This is a genomic window from Pseudomonas sp. NBRC 100443 (genome assembly GCF_030268185.1).
Taxonomy (GTDB): Bacteria; Pseudomonadota; Gammaproteobacteria; order Pseudomonadales; family Pseudomonadaceae; genus Pseudomonas; species Pseudomonas citronellolis.
The window spans coordinates 1-14,614 of sequence record NZ_BSQE01000009.1; the positions used below are offsets into that span (position 1 = coordinate 1).

The window sequence follows — 14,614 nt, forward strand, 5'->3', positions numbered from 1 at the left end:
CGCCGCGAGGCAGCGCTTTTAGTACATCGTGAAAACGGCTTATCCTGAACATCTTGCGGGGGCTGTGAGGTTGAGTTGGCGCTCAACGGTTTAACCCGTGCCTTCAGCCCCCGCAAGCCCTCCAGACTTTCCCCGATAAATATTCCGGACAGTAGTGCGCGTTTGCGGGAATGACGGGGTGAGGTTAGGCGTTTCAGGATGACTCCGAACTTCCCACCCACTCCGAACAGCCCCCTCTCCCTTCAGGGAGAGGGTTGGGGAGAGGGCGCTCTTAACCCCAACACCTACGCCCCCGGCAAACCCCCTGCGCGAGCAAGCTCGCTCCTACAAAAAACGCCCCAGCCTCACCCCAGCCCCTACGTAGCCTTGCGCACTGCCTTGGGAATCTGGATCACCACGCTCTCCGAATAGCGGTCGTGCCAGGTGCGCTTGTCCTTGTCCCAGAGCATCCACAGGAAGCCCAGCCCGCCGCAGGCCCAGGAGCCAATGGCGATCATGAAGCGCAGCAGCGCCTGCATCAGGCTGATCGGCGTGCCGTCGGCGTTCTGCACGCGCACGCCCCAGACCTGCATACCGAGGGTCTGGCCCTTGTGCGTCCAGAACTTGGCGAAGAAGGCGAACAGGCTGATGAACAGCAGGCTGGACAGCAGCGGGTCGCCGACCAGAGCGCCCTGGTCGGCAAGCTGCCTGAGCTTTTCGCCGCCCAGGATCAGCCGCAGCAGCACCTGCTGGTAGAGCAGGGTGACCACCATCAGCAGGGCCACGCAGAGCAGGAAGTCGTAGAACATGGCCGCGAAGCGGCGCAGCAGGGGCGCGGGGGGGAAGTTCCCCTCCGGCTGGAGTCGGGCTTTGGGCATGGCGTCGTTCGGCGCTCGGAGCAGGGACGAGGGCGGGGATTATACGACCTTTGGCCGATCGCCACCGAGGGCAGGGTGCCGCAGGCGGAATGATCTACGCTGGTTTCAGGCGCCCGCTCAGGCTGCTCGCCGAGCCCGATGACAGCGGCGGCGCCCGGGATGACACGGATGCCTGGATCGAGCAAAGTCCGGCGCCTGCTCTGGCGCCTGTGCGTTTCCCTGCTGGTCGCCCTGCTGCCGCTGCTGCTGGGCGGGGGCATCATCTATTGGCAGACACTGGTCAGCCTCCAGCGCGAAGCGGGGCTCGCCTCGAGCGAGGCGCTGCATCTGATCGACATCATGCTCGGCAACGCCGCCGGCTCGGCGCGGGCCACCATCGCCTACGCCGAAGGGCCATGCGCCGTGGCCGAGCTGGTGCTGCGCGAGCAGGTCGCCACCGTGCCCTTCGTGCGCACCGTCAACCTGGTGCGTGACGACCGGGTGTTCTGCAGCTCGCTGTTCGGCAACATCGACGAAGCGGTGAACACGGCCGATTTCGTCGACGGGCGCCTCAACCTGTTGCCCGGCAATGCGGTGACGCCGGACTTCGCGCTGATCGTGTACCGCCTGGCCGAAGGCCCCGCCGCCGTGCTGGCGGCGGTGGACGGGCGCTACCTGAGCAACGTCCTGCAACTGGTGGACCAGCGCAGCGAACTGCTGGTCCGGGTCGGCCCGCGCTGGATGGACGAGGCGGGCGAGGTGCACGAGGGCGCGCCCGACGCCTTCCCCCTGGCCGAGACGCGCCAGGCCTCGACGCGCTTTCCCTACCAGGTGGTCGGTGGCTTCCCGGCCGGCGCCCAGTGGGGTGTGATGCGCGACGACTACTGGCCGCTGTTCGCCATGCTGGCGGTGCTTGGCGGGCTGTTCGGCCTCGGTTGCCACTGGATGCTGGGGCGCGCGGCGACGCCTGCCCGCGAGATCGAGCGGGCCATGTACGCCGGCGAATTCGTGCCCTTCCTCCAGCCGCTGGTGGACGCCGCCAGCGGCCGCTGGATCGGCGCCGAGGTGCTGATGCGCTGGCGCCACCCGCGCGCGGGGCTGGTCAGCCCGGACATCTTCATCCCCCTGGCCGAGCAGAGCGGCCTGATCGTACCCATGACCCGCGCGCTGTTGCAGCAGTTGGCGGCGCAACTGCCGAAGCACGCGCACCTGCTGGGCGAGGGTTTCCACCTGGGCGTCAACGTCAGCGCCGTGAATTGCCGCAGCAGCAGCCTGTTGACCGATTGCCTGGACTTCCTCGGCGCCTTCCCGGTGGGTTCGGTGCAACTGATGCTGGAGCTGACCGAGCGCGAACTGATCGACACCCCCACCGACGACCTGCTCGGCTGCCTGCGCGACCTGGGCGTGACCCTGGCGATAGACGACTTCGGCACCGGCCATTCCAGCCTGGCCTACCTGCGCCGCTTCCGCGTGGACGCCCTGAAGATCGACAAGAGCTTCGTCGCCACCGTCGACGACGACAGCCGTTCCCGGCACATCCTCGACAGCATCCTCGACCTCTGCGACCGCCTGGACCTGCAGGTCATCGCCGAAGGCATCGAGACGCCGGCGCAGCGCGACTACCTGGCGGCCCGCGGCGTGCCCTGCCTGCAGGGCTACCTGTTCGGCAAGCCGATGCCGCTGGCGGAGTTCGTCGCCGAACTGGAGCGCCGCGTCCGCGCGGGCGTCTAGGACGGTGGTGGACTGAACTGCGTATGCCGAGCCCATACCGACGGCGCCCAGCGGGCACCGTCGGTAGCGCAGCGGCGATCAGACGTAAGCTTGGGCGCGGCGGTTGCCGCGGGGCAGGCGGGCCTTGCCGGACAGGGCGCTCAGGTGCGCCTGCCAGGCTTGCCGGGCGGCGTCGCGGCCGGATTGCGCCGGTGTCGGTGCCGGGGCGCGGGCGGGCTGCTTGCTCTTCGGCGCCGCAGCCGGCGCAGGATTCGGGACGGTGGGCGCGCTGCCCGCGGCTTCCTGCGCCTGGGTGAAGGCGTTGGTGCGGCGGCAGGTCTTGCAGCTGACCTGCGCGACGTCCTGCGAGCCCGCCACGTTCGGGTCGCTGCGGCCGCAGGCGGCCTGGCTGGTGCCAATCAGGAAGTGAGTGACCATGTGGACCTCCTAGTCAAAAAAGGGGCGGCATTATTCCACAGGGTTCCCGGCGCGCCAGCGCTGCCGGTCATTTTCGGATGAACGTCCGAATCAGCCGTGCTGCACCCCGGCGCGCTTGAGCAACTGCTTGCAACGCTCGGACAGGTGCACCACGCGCAGGTGCTTCCCGGCCCTGGCGTAGCGCTCGCGCAGGGTCTTCAGCGCGGCGATGGCCGAGTAGTCGACGAAGCTCAGGTGGCGGCAGTCCAGGGTGACCTGCGGCGGGTCGCCGGCCGGGTCGAATTGCTCCAGGAAGGTCGTGGTGGAGGCGAAGAACAGCGTGCCGTGGAGGCGATAGAGCTTGCTGCCGTCAGCCTCCAGGTGGCTGTCGGCGTAGAGTTCGCGGGCATGCTTCCAGGCGAAGTCCAGGGCGGCCACGACTATGCCGCAGAGCACGGCGGTGGCCAGGTCGGTGAACACGGTGACGACGGTCACCGCGACGATCACCAGCACGTCGCTCGCCGGCACCTTGTTCAGCACCCGCAGCGAGGCCCAGGCGAAGGTCTGCTGGGCCACCACGAACATCACCCCGACCAGCGCCGCCAGCGGGATGCGCTCGATCAGCGGGGAGAGGAACAGCACGAAGAGCAGGATCATCACCCCGGCGACCACCCCGGAAACCCGCCCGCGGCCGCCGGAGCCGAGGTTGATCATGGTCTGGCCGATCATGGCGCAGCCGCCCATGCCGCCGAACGCCCCGGAGACCATGTTGGCCGCGCCCAGGGCCACGCACTCGCGGTCCGGGTAGCCGCGGCTCCGGGTGATTTCGTCGGTGAGGTTGAAGGTCAGCAGGGTTTCCAGCAGGCCGACCAGCGCCATGAGGATGGCGTAGGGCGCGATGATCCGCAGCGTCTCCAGGTTCCACGGCACCTGCGGCAGGGCGAAGGCGGGCAGGCCGCCGGCGATGTGCGCCATGTCGCCGAGGGTGCGCGTGGGCAGGCCGAGCAGGTACACCAGCAGGCCGACGCCGAGGATCGCCACCAGCGCCGGCGGCACCGCGCGGGTCAGCTTCGGCAGCAGGTAGACGATGGCCATGGTCAGCGCCACCAGGCCCAGCATCAGGTACAGCGGCGCGCCGTCGAGCCAGGCCCCGCCGGTCTTGAAGTGCTCCAGCTGGGCCAGGGCGATGACGATCGCCAGGCCGTTGACGAAGCCCAGCATCACCGGGTGCGGCACCATGCGCACCAGCTTGCCCAGGCGCAGCAGGCCGAAGGCGATCATCACCAGGCCGCCCAGCAGCACGGTGGCCAGCAGGTACTGCACGCCGTGCTGCACCACCAGCGCCACTATCACCACGGCCATGGAGCCGGCGGCCCCGGAAACCATGCCCGGGCGCCCGCCGAACAGGGCGGTGAGGGTGCAGATGAAGAAGGCGCCGTACAGGCCCATCAGCGGGTTGAGGTGCGCCACCAGGGCGAAGGCGATGCACTCGGGCACCAGGGCGAAGGACGTGGTGAGGCCGGCCAGGATGTCGGCGCGCAGACGGGCGGGTTTCATGGCGTTCCTGAGGTCAGGGCCGGTGGTGCCGGCCGCGGGTGGTGCGGATAGAGGACGCGCATGGTACGCAATGCCGCATGCTCGAACCAGTCGCGGCGCATGCCGTTTTGTCCGAGCCCCATCCCGGTGCTTCCCTCATGGCGAAGGGTTCGCTGCCCACAGGTGGCAGCGAACCCTTGAAAGGCGCCGCTGTTGCGAGCGGCGAATGTATGGCCTGTTCAGCGGCTGCTGGAAATGGCCAGCTTGCCGGTGGCTATGAGTGCGGCGATTTCCTCCATGTGCAGGGATGTCTCCTTCAACGCCTCCACCACACCTTCGATCAGGTGTTGCGAGAGCGGGTTGGCGACAGGCAGCCCCTTCAGGTAGTCGGCGAGAAGCTCGGCCGCCATGTCGTTGTTGTAGGCGGTCGTCATCAGAGAGCTGTGGATATTCTTCGGATCGAGAAACATGGCTTCCACCTGCGGGGGCGCGCGGACGCGCCCCCGTCACACTGAGTCAATCCCACTGGTAGCCAACGCCTACCGAGACGCCGACGTCGCCATCGCTGTCCGCGCTTCCCTGGAGCTTGGTGACCCACTTGCCGTCCTTGGTGATGTGCGACACGCCGACCGCCAGCGCCTGCTCGCCACGGAAGTTGCCCAGGCCGGCGGAGGTCATGCTCGCCCCCGGCGCATGGGGCTGGGGCAGGCTGGCCATGGCCATGGCCCCGGCGATGCCGGCACTGAGTTCGTCGTCCAGTTCGTTCATGTCCTTGCGCAGGGCGTGGTAGCTGGCGTCGGTGTAGGCCTTGGCGCCGCTGATGCCGCTGTTCAACTGACCGAGGTTGACGGCGTCGGTGGCCTGGGTGCCGGCGGCCACATTGGTGATCTGCCGGGCGTTGGTCGCGCTGCCGACGGATACCGTGTTCGCCCTGTCGGCCACCGAGTTGGCGCCCAGGGCCACCGAGTTGGAGGCCTTGGCGTGGGCGCTTTCGCCCAGCGCGGTGCTGTGCTCGGCGCTCGCCTGGGCCCTGGTGCCGATCGCCGCGCTGTTCCTGCCGCTGGCCTGGGCGCCGGCGCCGCCGGCGATCGCATCCTGGCCGACAGCCTGCGGCTTGCTCAGCGCAGAGCTGTTGTTGCTCTGGAACATGCCGTCGGTGCCGTTCTGCAGGTTGGTCACATGGTTATGGACATCGCTGACCCGCTGGTCCACCTGCGCCACGCTGTCGTTCAGGGCGCCGGCCGAGGTGTTGACGGCGTCCGTGAGCTGGTCGACGTTGACCGCGTCGGTGCCGGCGGTGCCGCGGGCGACATTGGTGATCTGCCGCTCGTTGCCCTGGCTGCCCACGGAAACGCTGTTGTCGCGATCGGCCAGGGAGTCCGCGCCCAGGGCCACGGCGTTGCTGGCGGTGGCATTGGCGCCGCTGCCGATGGCGGTACTGCGTTCGCCGCTGGCTTGTGCGGCGCTGCCCACTGCCGTGGCGTCCGCCGCGCTGGCGGAGGCGCCGGCGCCGGCGGCCATGCTGCGCTCGCCGCTCGCCTGGGCGGCGTCGCCCAGGGCCATGGACGAGGTGCCGGTGGCCGAGGCGGCCGGTCCGACTGCGATGGAGTCCGCGCCGGCCGCAGAGGCATCGGCCTTTTCCGAATTGGCGCGGAAGTAGCGTGACACGCCGGTCTGGTTGATCCCGTCCTCCAGGGCGCTGACGCGGGTGTCGGTGCGGTACAGCTGCGAGCCGACCACCACGTCGCTGGAATCCGCGGCGATCCGGCCTTCCTCGACATTGGTGATGCGCGAGCGGCTGGTTGCGCCGGCGCTGCCATGCATGGCGCTGAAGGCGCCCAGGGAGTCGTCCCAGAGCAGGGCGTCACCGCGCAGTTCGCTCACTTCGTCGCGGGTGGCGTTGAGTTGGGAGACGTTCACGGCGTCGGTGTCATTGCTACCCGCGGCGACGTTGGTGATCCGCCGCTTGAGATCCTGGTTGCCCACCGAAACGCTGTCGTCGGCATCGGTTACCGAACCATGGCCCAGGGCCACGCTGCGGGCGTGTTCGGCGCGGCTGGCGGTGCCCAGCGCCATGGAGTGCTCGCCGCTGGCCACGGACCAGCCGCCGATGGCGTTGGCGGCCTGGCCTGTCGCCGCCGAGGCGATGCCCAGGGCGGTGCTGCCGTCGGTGGAGGCCAGGGCTTCCTTGCCGAGCGCCGTGCTGCCTACGCCCAGAGCGCGGGACCAGGCGCCGGCCGCCGTGCTGGCGAGGGCCGCCGCCTCGGCTTCGGCGCCCAGGGCGGTGGCGCTTTGCGCCGTGGCTTCGGCGCTGTTGCCCAAGGCCACGCTGTGCCCGCCGGTGGCCTGGCTCCAGGCGCCGACGGCAGTGCTTTGCTGACCGCTGGCCTGCGCGCTGGTACCCAGTGCGGAGCTCTTTTCACCGCTGGCCTGCGCCTGCACACCCAGGGCGCTGGCGCCGGCGCCGCTGGCGCTGGACCAGCCGCCGACGGAGGTGGCGCTGCTGCCCGTCGCCTGGGCCTGCAGGCCTATCGCCGTGCTGCCATGGGTGCTGGCCCGGGCCTCCTTGCCGACCGCGGTGGCGCCAATGCCATGGGCCATCGCCCAGTTGCCGACGGCGGTGGCGGAGTTCGCGCTCGCTTCGGCATCGACACCCACTGCCAGCGCGTCGCTGGCGGTGGCTTCGGCACTGCTGCCCAGCGCGGTGCTGCGCTCACCGGTGGCCTGGCTCCAGCCGCCCAGCGCGGTGGCGCGATCGCCGAGGGCATCCGCCCTGACGCCAACGGCCGTCGCGTGCTGGCCGGATGCGTGGGCCTGGTTGCCGGCTGCCAGCGCGTTCTCGCCGCTGGCCAGCGCCGCCGTGCCCATGGCGATGGCGTTGCTGCCGCTGGATTCGGACTGCGGGCCTATGGCAATGGCGTTCTCGCCGCTGGCGTTGGCGTCCGGGAGTTCGGAGTTGGCGCGGAAGTAGCGTGTGCCGCGCTGGTAAACGTCGCCCAGCCAGTCCGCTACGTCGCCAATGGCGTCGGCCGCTTCTTCGCCCAGGCGCTGGAGTTGCGAGAGGTTGACCGCGTCGGTGGCCTGGGTGCCCTCGGCCACGTTGGCGATGCGGCGCTGCAGGTCGGCGTTGCCGACCGAGACCTCGTTGTCCGCTCCTGTGGCGGAGTTCAGGCCCAGTGCGACGCTGCCCTGATGCGACGCCAGGGCTTCCTTGCCGAGAGCCACGCTGCCGATACCGCTGGCCTTGGACCAGGTGCCCACGGCAGTGCTGGCCAAGGCGGCGGCTTCGGCTTCGGCGCCGAGCGCGGTGCTGTCCTGTGCGGTGGCTTCGGCGCTACCGCCCACGGCGGTGCTGCGCAGTTGCGTGGCCTGGCTCCAGGCCCCGAGGGCGAGGGCACGTTCGCCCGCCGCGTCGGCGGAGACACCCACCGCAGTGGCGTTCGCGCCGCTGGCGGAGCTTTGCGTGCCGAGTGCGGTCGAGCCGCCGGCGGTGGCGCTGGCCAGCTTGCCCAGCGCAGTGGCGTTTTCGCCGCTGGCTGCGGTTCTTGCGCCAACTGCGGTTGCCCCGTCGCCGGTGGCCTGGGCCGCGATGCCCAGGGCGCTGGCATCGCCCTGGGAGGCCAGGGCTTCCTTGCCGATGGCCACGCTGCCGACGCCGCTGGCCTTGGACCAGGTGCCCACGGCAGTGCTGGCCAAGGCGGCGGCTTCGGCTTCGGCGCCGAGCGCGGTGCTGTCCTGTGCGGTGGCTTCGGCGCTACCGCCCACGGCGGTGCTGCGCAGTTGCGTGGCCTGGCTCCAGGCCCCGAGGGCAAGAGCTCGTTCGCCCGCCGCGTCGGCGGAGACACCCACCGCAGTGGCGTTCGCGCCGCTGGCTTGGGCGGCGCTGCCCATGGCGATGCTGTCGCTGCCCGAAGCCACGGCCTCGGGGCCGATGGCTACGCTGTCCTGGCCGCTGGCCTGGGCCATCGCCTTGTCGGAGTTCGCCTGGAAATACTTCGTCCCGCTTTCATAGACGTCGCTGAGCCAGTCGGAAACCGACTGCAGCGCTGCTTCGCCTTGCTGGCGCAGCGTCTCCAGCTGGGAAAGGTTGATGGCGTCGTTGGCCTGGGTGCCGTCGGCTACATGGGTCAACTGGCGATCGAGGTTGGCGTTGCCGATGGAGACGCTATCGTTCCTGTCGGTCGCCGAGCCGGCACCCAGGGCTACCGAGTTGGCATGGTTGGCGCCAGCCCAGGCCCCCAGGGCCAGGCCATTGGCGCCGGCCGCCTGCGAATCCAGGCCCAGCGCGGTGCTGTGCTCGCCCTGGGCGCTGGCTCCCTTGCCGATCGCCGTGCTGGCCAGGCCCGATGCCGAGGAGTACGCGCCCAGGGCGGTGCTGCTGGCCTGGCTGGTGGCGGCGTTGCGGCCGATGGCCAGGCTGCTGTCGCCCTTGGCCTCGGTATTTCGTCCAAGCGCCACGCTGTTGTCGCCATAGGCGGCCGCCCACGGGCCGACGGCGGTGGCGTGGCTTGCCGATGCCGTGGCGTAGTCGCCCAGGGCCGTGCTGTTTACACCTGACGCACTGGCGCCGGTGCCTTCCTGCACGCTGGTGAGCATGGCGCCCAGGCGCACCTCGGCGCGCGGCTGGACCACCTGGCTGGCGCTGGCCTTGTCGTCGCCCTCGATCTCGGCTTCGGTGACCGCCCCGGCAGGAATGCCGAACAGCGCCAGGCAGGCGGAGGAAAGCAGGCCCACTGCGCCGGCCAGGCCGCGGTTGCGGTGCTTGCCGTGGCTTCTGGCGAATTCGCTGGCGACTACCCAGGCGCGGCGCGCCGCACTCCAGACCAGTCGGAATGACTTGTTCATGAGAGACTCCTTGCGGGGAGCTCCCCGCAAATGGTGAGAGGCCCCTGATCCGGGATCAGCGGGCGTTCGAGGTGGGGAGAGGGGGAAGGGCGCGTGCCGCCTGGGCAATCAGCGGGCGCTCCGGACAGGCCACCGGCGGTAGCCCCAGCTCCACCTGGTAGAGCCATCGGGCAGCGGCAGCGTCGTTACGCATGCCTTGCAGGTAGCCGCCGGCGAAGAGGGTGGCTTCGGCGATCAGGGCCCGGCGTTGCGGCAGCGTCAGCGGCATCCGGTCGATCGCCGCGAAAACACTGGCGGAGTCGGCCTTGCCGCGATACAGCTCGACCAGCGCGTGCTGCGCCGCGTCGTCGGGCCGCACTGCGGCGAGCAGGCGCTTGAACGCCGTGTCGCGGGCGCGCCTGGAGGAGGCGTTGTCGCGCGTGACCAGCCACAACCGCCAGAGCTGCGCATAGGCCTTCTCATCGGCGTTCGCGCCCTTCGAGGCGATTTGCGCGAAGGCGCGGTCGGCGTCGCGGTAGCGCCCCAGGGCGGCCAGGTTGGCGGCGGAAGGCAGGGCGACCAGGTCGCTCCAGACGGAGCGGCCCAGCCGGTCGTAGTGGCGCCGTGCCTGCTGCGGCCTGCCCAGGGCGTCGTCGACCAGGGCCAGTTCCATTTCGAGCCGTCCGCTGCTGGTGCCCTTGGCCAGGAGTTTGTCGAGGAGGCGGTCGGCGCCCTGGAAATCGCCGGCGAGATAGGCCGCATGGGCGGTGCCCAGAAGCTGCTGGCTTTCGCTGGCGTTGACCATTGCGGCGAACAGCCAGCAGGCCAGGGCGATGAGCAGCCAGGTGGCTTGCGAGGGGCGGCCACGCCGGCCGCGGCCTCTGGCGTTCGTTCGAAGGCTATGAGCGCTGAATCCGAACATGATGTCTGCTCCCAAGAAAACGATGGGGGCAGGCTATGGCCGAAGGCTTCGTGTGGCTGTCGTGATGCGCCGGGATCGTTGTAGCGATTGCGCTACGCCGGGGGAGAGGGCGGCGGTTCAGGGCCGGAGAGCAACTGCAGTTCGATGACGCAGGGCAGCCGCAAGGGCAAGCCGGAAAACGTCAGCGAGGCCCGTATCAGGGGGGCCAGGCGCCTGGCCAGGCCGAGATGGGCGTCGAACCTGTCGAAGGGGAGGCCGGCATCCGGCGTGTTCACGTCGATCCGCCAGACGGACTCGCCGTGGCCGCGGTATTCCTGCCGTGCTTCCACATGCAGGTTCGCCGAGGACTCCGCGCTGACGAAGGCCAGGGCCGTCGCCAACAGTTCGCCGTACAGTCCGGCGTCCATCCAGGCGCATGTCGCCGTTTGCGGCAGCGAGAGCGTCACGCTGGCGGCGTAGCGCCTGGCGAAGGTCTCGACCGCCTGGTTGGTGAGCGCGTTCAGGTCGCAGGTCTCCGGTAGCGGAACCCTGTTGCCCTGGTCCAGTTCGGCCAGTTCCAGCAGCAGCTCGGTATGTCGCTTGAGCATGCCGACGGGGTTTCGCAGCGAAGCCGCCTCCGGGGTGCTTTTCGCCAGGTCGGCCAGTTGCTCTTCCAGGATCGATAGCTGCTCTTCGAAGCGCTTGCATTCGGCGATGAAAAAATGGGTGCGCAGCTGCCGCAGGGAGAGCATCCGCTGCTGCGCTTGCGTCAGTTGGGCCACTTCGCTGTCGAAGTCGCTGACATCCACGATCGCGCACAGCATGCCGAGCACCTGGCCGCTTTCGTCCCGGTGGGGCACGCCCCAGACCCGCACGGTGCGGGGGCCCTGGGGGAAGTGGGCCACGAAATCCGACACGAAGGATCTGGCGTCGGCCACGGCCTTGAGATAGCCACGACGCACCTGCTCGGTGAGTTGTTCCCCTACGATGCCGTTGGGGGCGATCTCCATGCCCAGGCACGCCTGCCGGGAAAGACCATGCAGGTCGGCGAAGCCCTGGTTGCACAGCAGCAGGGCCCCGTCTCGCGCGCGCAGTGCCGTCGGGAAGGGCAGCATTTCGATGAATTCCTGCAGGCGCGAGCCTTGCCCGCTGGCGAAATGCATTTTCCCCAGGCCCGCGGCGGGGGCGACGCCATGCCGCCAGGCGAATGCCAGCAGGTCCGCGTTCGAGTGCAGGTCCAGCTTCTGGAACAGGCGCGTCTTGTAGGTGCTGACGGCGCTGGGGCTCAGCTTCATCGTGGCGGCGATGGACTTGATCGGGTTGCCCTGCGCCAGTTGCTTCATTACGGTCAGCTCGCGGGGTGACAGGGTGGCCAGCAGCCGGCTCTCCTGGCGGTCGCCCGGGCGCCGCGACACATCCTCGAAGGCATGGCGCGGAAAGAAGGTCCGGCCACTGAGCAGCGTCCGAACCGCGAGAAGCAACTGCTCGGGCGGCTCGGACCTGGACAGGTACCCGGCTGCCCCGTATTGGCGGGCGAGATCGATGAAATGGGGCTGGTAATCGTTTCCCAGGACCAGCACGGGGAGGTTGCGCCCGCTTTGCCGCAGCCACTGCAGGACTTCGGTGCCGTTGGTATCCGGAAGCATGAAGTCGAGCACCAGCAGGTCCGGCGCAGTGCTCCGCAGCGCGGCTATCGCGGCGGCCCCGTTGAACACACGGGTGGGAACCTCATGCGCCTGGTCTTTCAGGGCGGAGCTGGCACCGGCGCTGAACAGGGGTTCAATGCATGCAAGCAGTATGTTCGCCATGCGGACACCTCGGGTTGCCGAGCAGAGTAGTAAAAAAACCGGCGATTGGCGAAAAGGCGGGGCATGGGCTGGAGCCGCCGCCCCGTTCGCGGGGCGCGACGCGGCATGGCGGAGCCCGAAGGGGCTTGCAGAGGGAAGGGCGGGGAAGGGCAGGCAACAAAAAACCGGCTCGATGGCCGGTTCTTCTGGTGTTCCGAGATTCGCTGGGAATCTGGATGGTGCCCCGGGAGAGACTCGAACTCTCACTCTGTCGCCAGAAACGGATTTTGAATCCGCCGCGTCTACCATTCCGCCACCGAGGCAATGGCGCGGCAGTATAGGGAGGCCCTCGGTACCGGTCAATCCACCCGCGTGGCGATGCCATCGCAATTCCAGTAATATATCCGGCCCTTCGAGATATACCCCATGCGCGTCGCCGACTTCCATTTCGATCTGCCCGAGGCCCTGATCGCCCGCCACCCGCTCGCCGAACGTCGCGCCAGCCGCCTGCTGGTGCTGGACGGGCCGAGCGGCGCCCTCAGCCACCGTCACTTCGCCGACCTGCTGGAATACCTGCGGCCGGGCGACCTGATGGTGTTCAACAACACCCGGGTGATCCCGGCGCGGCTGTTCGGCCAGAAGGAATCCGGCGGCAAGCTGGAGATCCTCGTCGAGCGCGTGCTGGACAGCCGCCGCGTGCTGGCTCACGTGCGTTCGAGCAAGTCGCCCAAGCCGGGTTCGAAGATCCTCATCGACGGTGGCGCCGAGGCGCAGATGCTGCAGCGCCACGACGCGCTGTTCGAACTGGGCTTCGCCGAAGACGTGCTGCCGCTGCTGGAGCGCGTCGGGCACATGCCGCTGCCGCCCTATATAGACAGGCCCGACGAGGCCGCCGACCGCGAGCGCTACCAGACCGTCTACGCCGAGCGCGCCGGCGCCGTGGCCGCGCCCACCGCCGGGCTGCACTTCGATGAAGGGCTGCTGGCGGCCATCCGCGAGAAGGGCGTGGACACCGCCTTCGTCACCCTGCACGTCGGCGCCGGCACCTTCCAGCCGGTGCGCGTGGAGAAGATCGAAGACCACCACATGCACAGCGAGTGGCTGGAGGTCGGCCAGGACGTGGTCGACGCCGTGGCCGCCTGCCGCGCCCGTGGCGGCCGGGTGATCGCCGTCGGCACCACCAGCGTGCGTTCGCTGGAGAGCGCGGCCCGCGACGGCCAGCTCAAGCCGTTCAGCGGCGACACCGACATCTTTCTCTACCCGGGCCGGCCCTTCCATGTGGTCGATGCCCTGGTGACCAACTTCCACCTGCCCGAATCGACCTTGCTGATGCTGGTCTCGGCCTTCGCCGGCTACCCGCAGACCATGGCCGCCTATGCCGCGGCGGTGGAACACGAATACCGTTTCTTCAGCTACGGCGATGCCATGTTCATCACCCGCAACCCCGCGCCGCGCGGGCCCGAGGACTGATCCATGAGTTTCATGAAGTTCGAACTGCTGGCCACCGACGGCAAGGCCCGGCGCGGCCGCCTGAGCTTCCCCCGCGGAGTGGTCGAGACCCCGGCGTTCATGCCGGTGGGCACCTATGGCACGGTCAAGGGCATGTTGCCGCGCGACATCGAGGGCATAGGCGCGCAGATCATCCTCGGCAACACCTTCCACCTGTGGCTGCGCCCGGGCACCGAGGTGATCCGCAAGCATGGCGACCTGCACGACTTCATGCAGTGGCAGGGGCCGATCCTCACCGATTCCGGCGGCTTCCAGGTGTTCAGCCTGGGCGCGCTGCGCAAGATCAAGGAAGAGGGCGTGTACTTCGCCTCGCCGGTGGACGGCGCCAAGGTCTTCATGGGCCCCGAGGAGTCCATGGCGGTGCAGCGCGCGCTGGGCTCGGACATCGTGATGATCTTCGACGAGTGCACCCCGTACCCGGCCGAGTTCGACGTGGCCAAGCGCTCCATGGAGCTGTCGCTGCGCTGGGCCAAGCGCTCGAAGATCGCCCATGGCGACAGCCCCTCGGCGCTGTTCGGCATCGTCCAGGGCGGCATGCACGAGGAACTGCGCATGCGCTCGCTGGAAGGCCTGCAGGAGATCGGCTTCGACGGCCTGGCCATCGGCGGCCTGTCGGTGGGCGAGCCGAAGGAAGAGATGATCCGCGTGCTGGACTTCCTGCCGCCGCGCATGCCGGCCGACAAACCCCGTTACCTGATGGGGGTGGGCAAACCCGAGGACCTCGTGGAAGGTGTGCGCCGCGGCGTCGACATGTTCGACTGCGTGATGCCCACGCGCAACGCGCGCAACGGCCATCTGTTCGTCGATACCGGGGTGATCAAGATCCGCAACGCCGTGCACAAGCACGACGAGTCGCCGCTGGATCCGACCTGCGATTGCTACACCTGCAAGCACTTCTCCCGCGCCTACCTCTACCACCTGGACAAGTGCGGGGAAATGCTCGGCAGCATGCTCAATACCATCCATAACTTGCGGCATTATCAGCGGCTTATGGCTGGTTTGCGCGAGGCAATCCAACAGGGTACATTGGCCGCCTTTGTCGACGCCTTCTATGCCAAACGCGGCCTTCCGACGCCGCCGTTGGGCGATTGATC

At 68.9% G+C, this 14,614-nt stretch carries 10 protein-coding genes and 1 tRNA gene; 3 read left to right on the forward strand and 8 right to left on the reverse strand.

The window, feature by feature from the left end; genetic code table 11:
* Positions 1-356: 356 nt before the first annotated feature.
* Positions 357-857: an RDD family protein gene (locus QSJ95_RS13365; RefSeq protein ID WP_285642954.1), complete on the reverse strand. Its 501-nt coding sequence runs from the start codon at positions 855-857 to the stop codon at positions 357-359.
* A gap of 168 nt (positions 858-1,025) precedes the next feature.
* Between QSJ95_RS13365 and QSJ95_RS13370 the strand changes: the two genes are divergently transcribed.
* Positions 1,026-2,567 (forward strand): EAL domain-containing protein, encoded by a 1,542-nt coding sequence (locus QSJ95_RS13370; RefSeq protein ID WP_285642955.1) that lies wholly within the window; start codon positions 1,026-1,028, stop codon positions 2,565-2,567.
* 78 nt (positions 2,568-2,645) lie between these two features.
* Here the strand turns inward: QSJ95_RS13370 and QSJ95_RS13375 are convergent, their stop codons facing one another.
* From QSJ95_RS13375 to QSJ95_RS13405, 7 genes are all read right to left on the reverse strand, one after another.
* The gene (locus tag QSJ95_RS13375; protein ID WP_285642956.1) at positions 2,646-2,984 is read right to left on the reverse strand and encodes a hypothetical protein; all 339 of its coding nucleotides are present in this window, start codon (positions 2,982-2,984) and stop codon (positions 2,646-2,648) included.
* A 90-nt stretch (positions 2,985-3,074) separates the two neighbouring features.
* Entirely contained in the window at positions 3,075-4,520 is a 1,446-nt protein-coding gene (locus QSJ95_RS13380) for a SulP family inorganic anion transporter (protein ID WP_285642957.1), read from the reverse strand.
* 218 nt (positions 4,521-4,738) lie between these two features.
* Positions 4,739-4,969, reverse strand: a complete 231-nt coding sequence (locus QSJ95_RS13385) for a hypothetical protein (protein WP_009616149.1) — start codon at positions 4,967-4,969, stop codon at positions 4,739-4,741.
* A 46-nt stretch (positions 4,970-5,015) separates the two neighbouring features.
* Positions 5,016-9,344, reverse strand: coding sequence for a YadA-like family protein (locus QSJ95_RS13390; RefSeq protein WP_285642958.1), 4,329 nt, complete (start codon positions 9,342-9,344; stop codon positions 5,016-5,018).
* Positions 9,345-9,399: 55 nt separating this feature from the next.
* Entirely contained in the window at positions 9,400-10,245 is an 846-nt protein-coding gene (locus QSJ95_RS13395; RefSeq protein ID WP_009616151.1) for a hypothetical protein, read from the reverse strand.
* A 92-nt stretch (positions 10,246-10,337) separates the two neighbouring features.
* On the reverse strand, positions 10,338-12,032 hold the full coding sequence (locus QSJ95_RS13400; protein WP_285642960.1) for a LuxR C-terminal-related transcriptional regulator: 1,695 nt from the start codon (positions 12,030-12,032) through the stop codon (positions 10,338-10,340).
* A 216-nt stretch (positions 12,033-12,248) separates the two neighbouring features.
* Positions 12,249-12,334: transfer RNA gene (locus QSJ95_RS13405), tRNA-Leu, on the reverse strand.
* A 103-nt stretch (positions 12,335-12,437) separates the two neighbouring features.
* Between QSJ95_RS13405 and queA the strand changes: the two genes are divergently transcribed.
* Together queA and tgt are read left to right on the forward strand one after the other, a co-directional pair.
* Positions 12,438-13,481: a tRNA preQ1(34) S-adenosylmethionine ribosyltransferase-isomerase QueA gene (queA, locus tag QSJ95_RS13410; protein ID WP_009616153.1), complete on the forward strand. Its 1,044-nt coding sequence runs from the start codon at positions 12,438-12,440 to the stop codon at positions 13,479-13,481.
* A 12-nt stretch (positions 13,482-13,493) separates the two neighbouring features.
* A complete protein-coding gene (tgt, locus tag QSJ95_RS13415) occupies positions 13,494-14,612 on the forward strand; it encodes a tRNA guanosine(34) transglycosylase Tgt (RefSeq protein ID WP_134163504.1) in 1,119 nt (372 codons plus the stop codon).
* The last annotated feature ends 2 nt before the right edge of the window (positions 14,613-14,614 follow it).

What these genes read in the sequence shown, in the direction of transcription:
- QSJ95_RS13365 (WP_285642954.1), bottom strand. Translation starts at nt 857, where the DNA reads ATGCCCAAAGCCCGACTCCAGCCGGAGGGGAACTTCCCCCCCGCGCCC.
- QSJ95_RS13370 (WP_285642955.1), top strand. Translation starts at nt 1,026, where the DNA reads ATGCCTGGATCGAGCAAAGTCCGGCGCCTGCTCTGGCGCCTGTGCGTT.
- QSJ95_RS13375 (WP_285642956.1), bottom strand. Translation starts at nt 2,984, where the DNA reads ATGGTCACTCACTTCCTGATTGGCACCAGCCAGGCCGCCTGCGGCCGC.
- QSJ95_RS13380 (WP_285642957.1), bottom strand. Translation starts at nt 4,520, where the DNA reads ATGAAACCCGCCCGTCTGCGCGCCGACATCCTGGCCGGCCTCACCACG.
- QSJ95_RS13385 (WP_009616149.1), bottom strand. Translation starts at nt 4,969, where the DNA reads ATGTTTCTCGATCCGAAGAATATCCACAGCTCTCTGATGACGACCGCC.
- QSJ95_RS13390 (WP_285642958.1), bottom strand. Translation starts at nt 9,344, where the DNA reads ATGAACAAGTCATTCCGACTGGTCTGGAGTGCGGCGCGCCGCGCCTGG.
- QSJ95_RS13395 (WP_009616151.1), bottom strand. Translation starts at nt 10,245, where the DNA reads ATGTTCGGATTCAGCGCTCATAGCCTTCGAACGAACGCCAGAGGCCGC.
- QSJ95_RS13400 (WP_285642960.1), bottom strand. Translation starts at nt 12,032, where the DNA reads ATGGCGAACATACTGCTTGCATGCATTGAACCCCTGTTCAGCGCCGGT.
- queA (WP_009616153.1), top strand. Translation starts at nt 12,438, where the DNA reads ATGCGCGTCGCCGACTTCCATTTCGATCTGCCCGAGGCCCTGATCGCC.
- tgt (WP_134163504.1), top strand. Translation starts at nt 13,494, where the DNA reads ATGAAGTTCGAACTGCTGGCCACCGACGGCAAGGCCCGGCGCGGCCGC.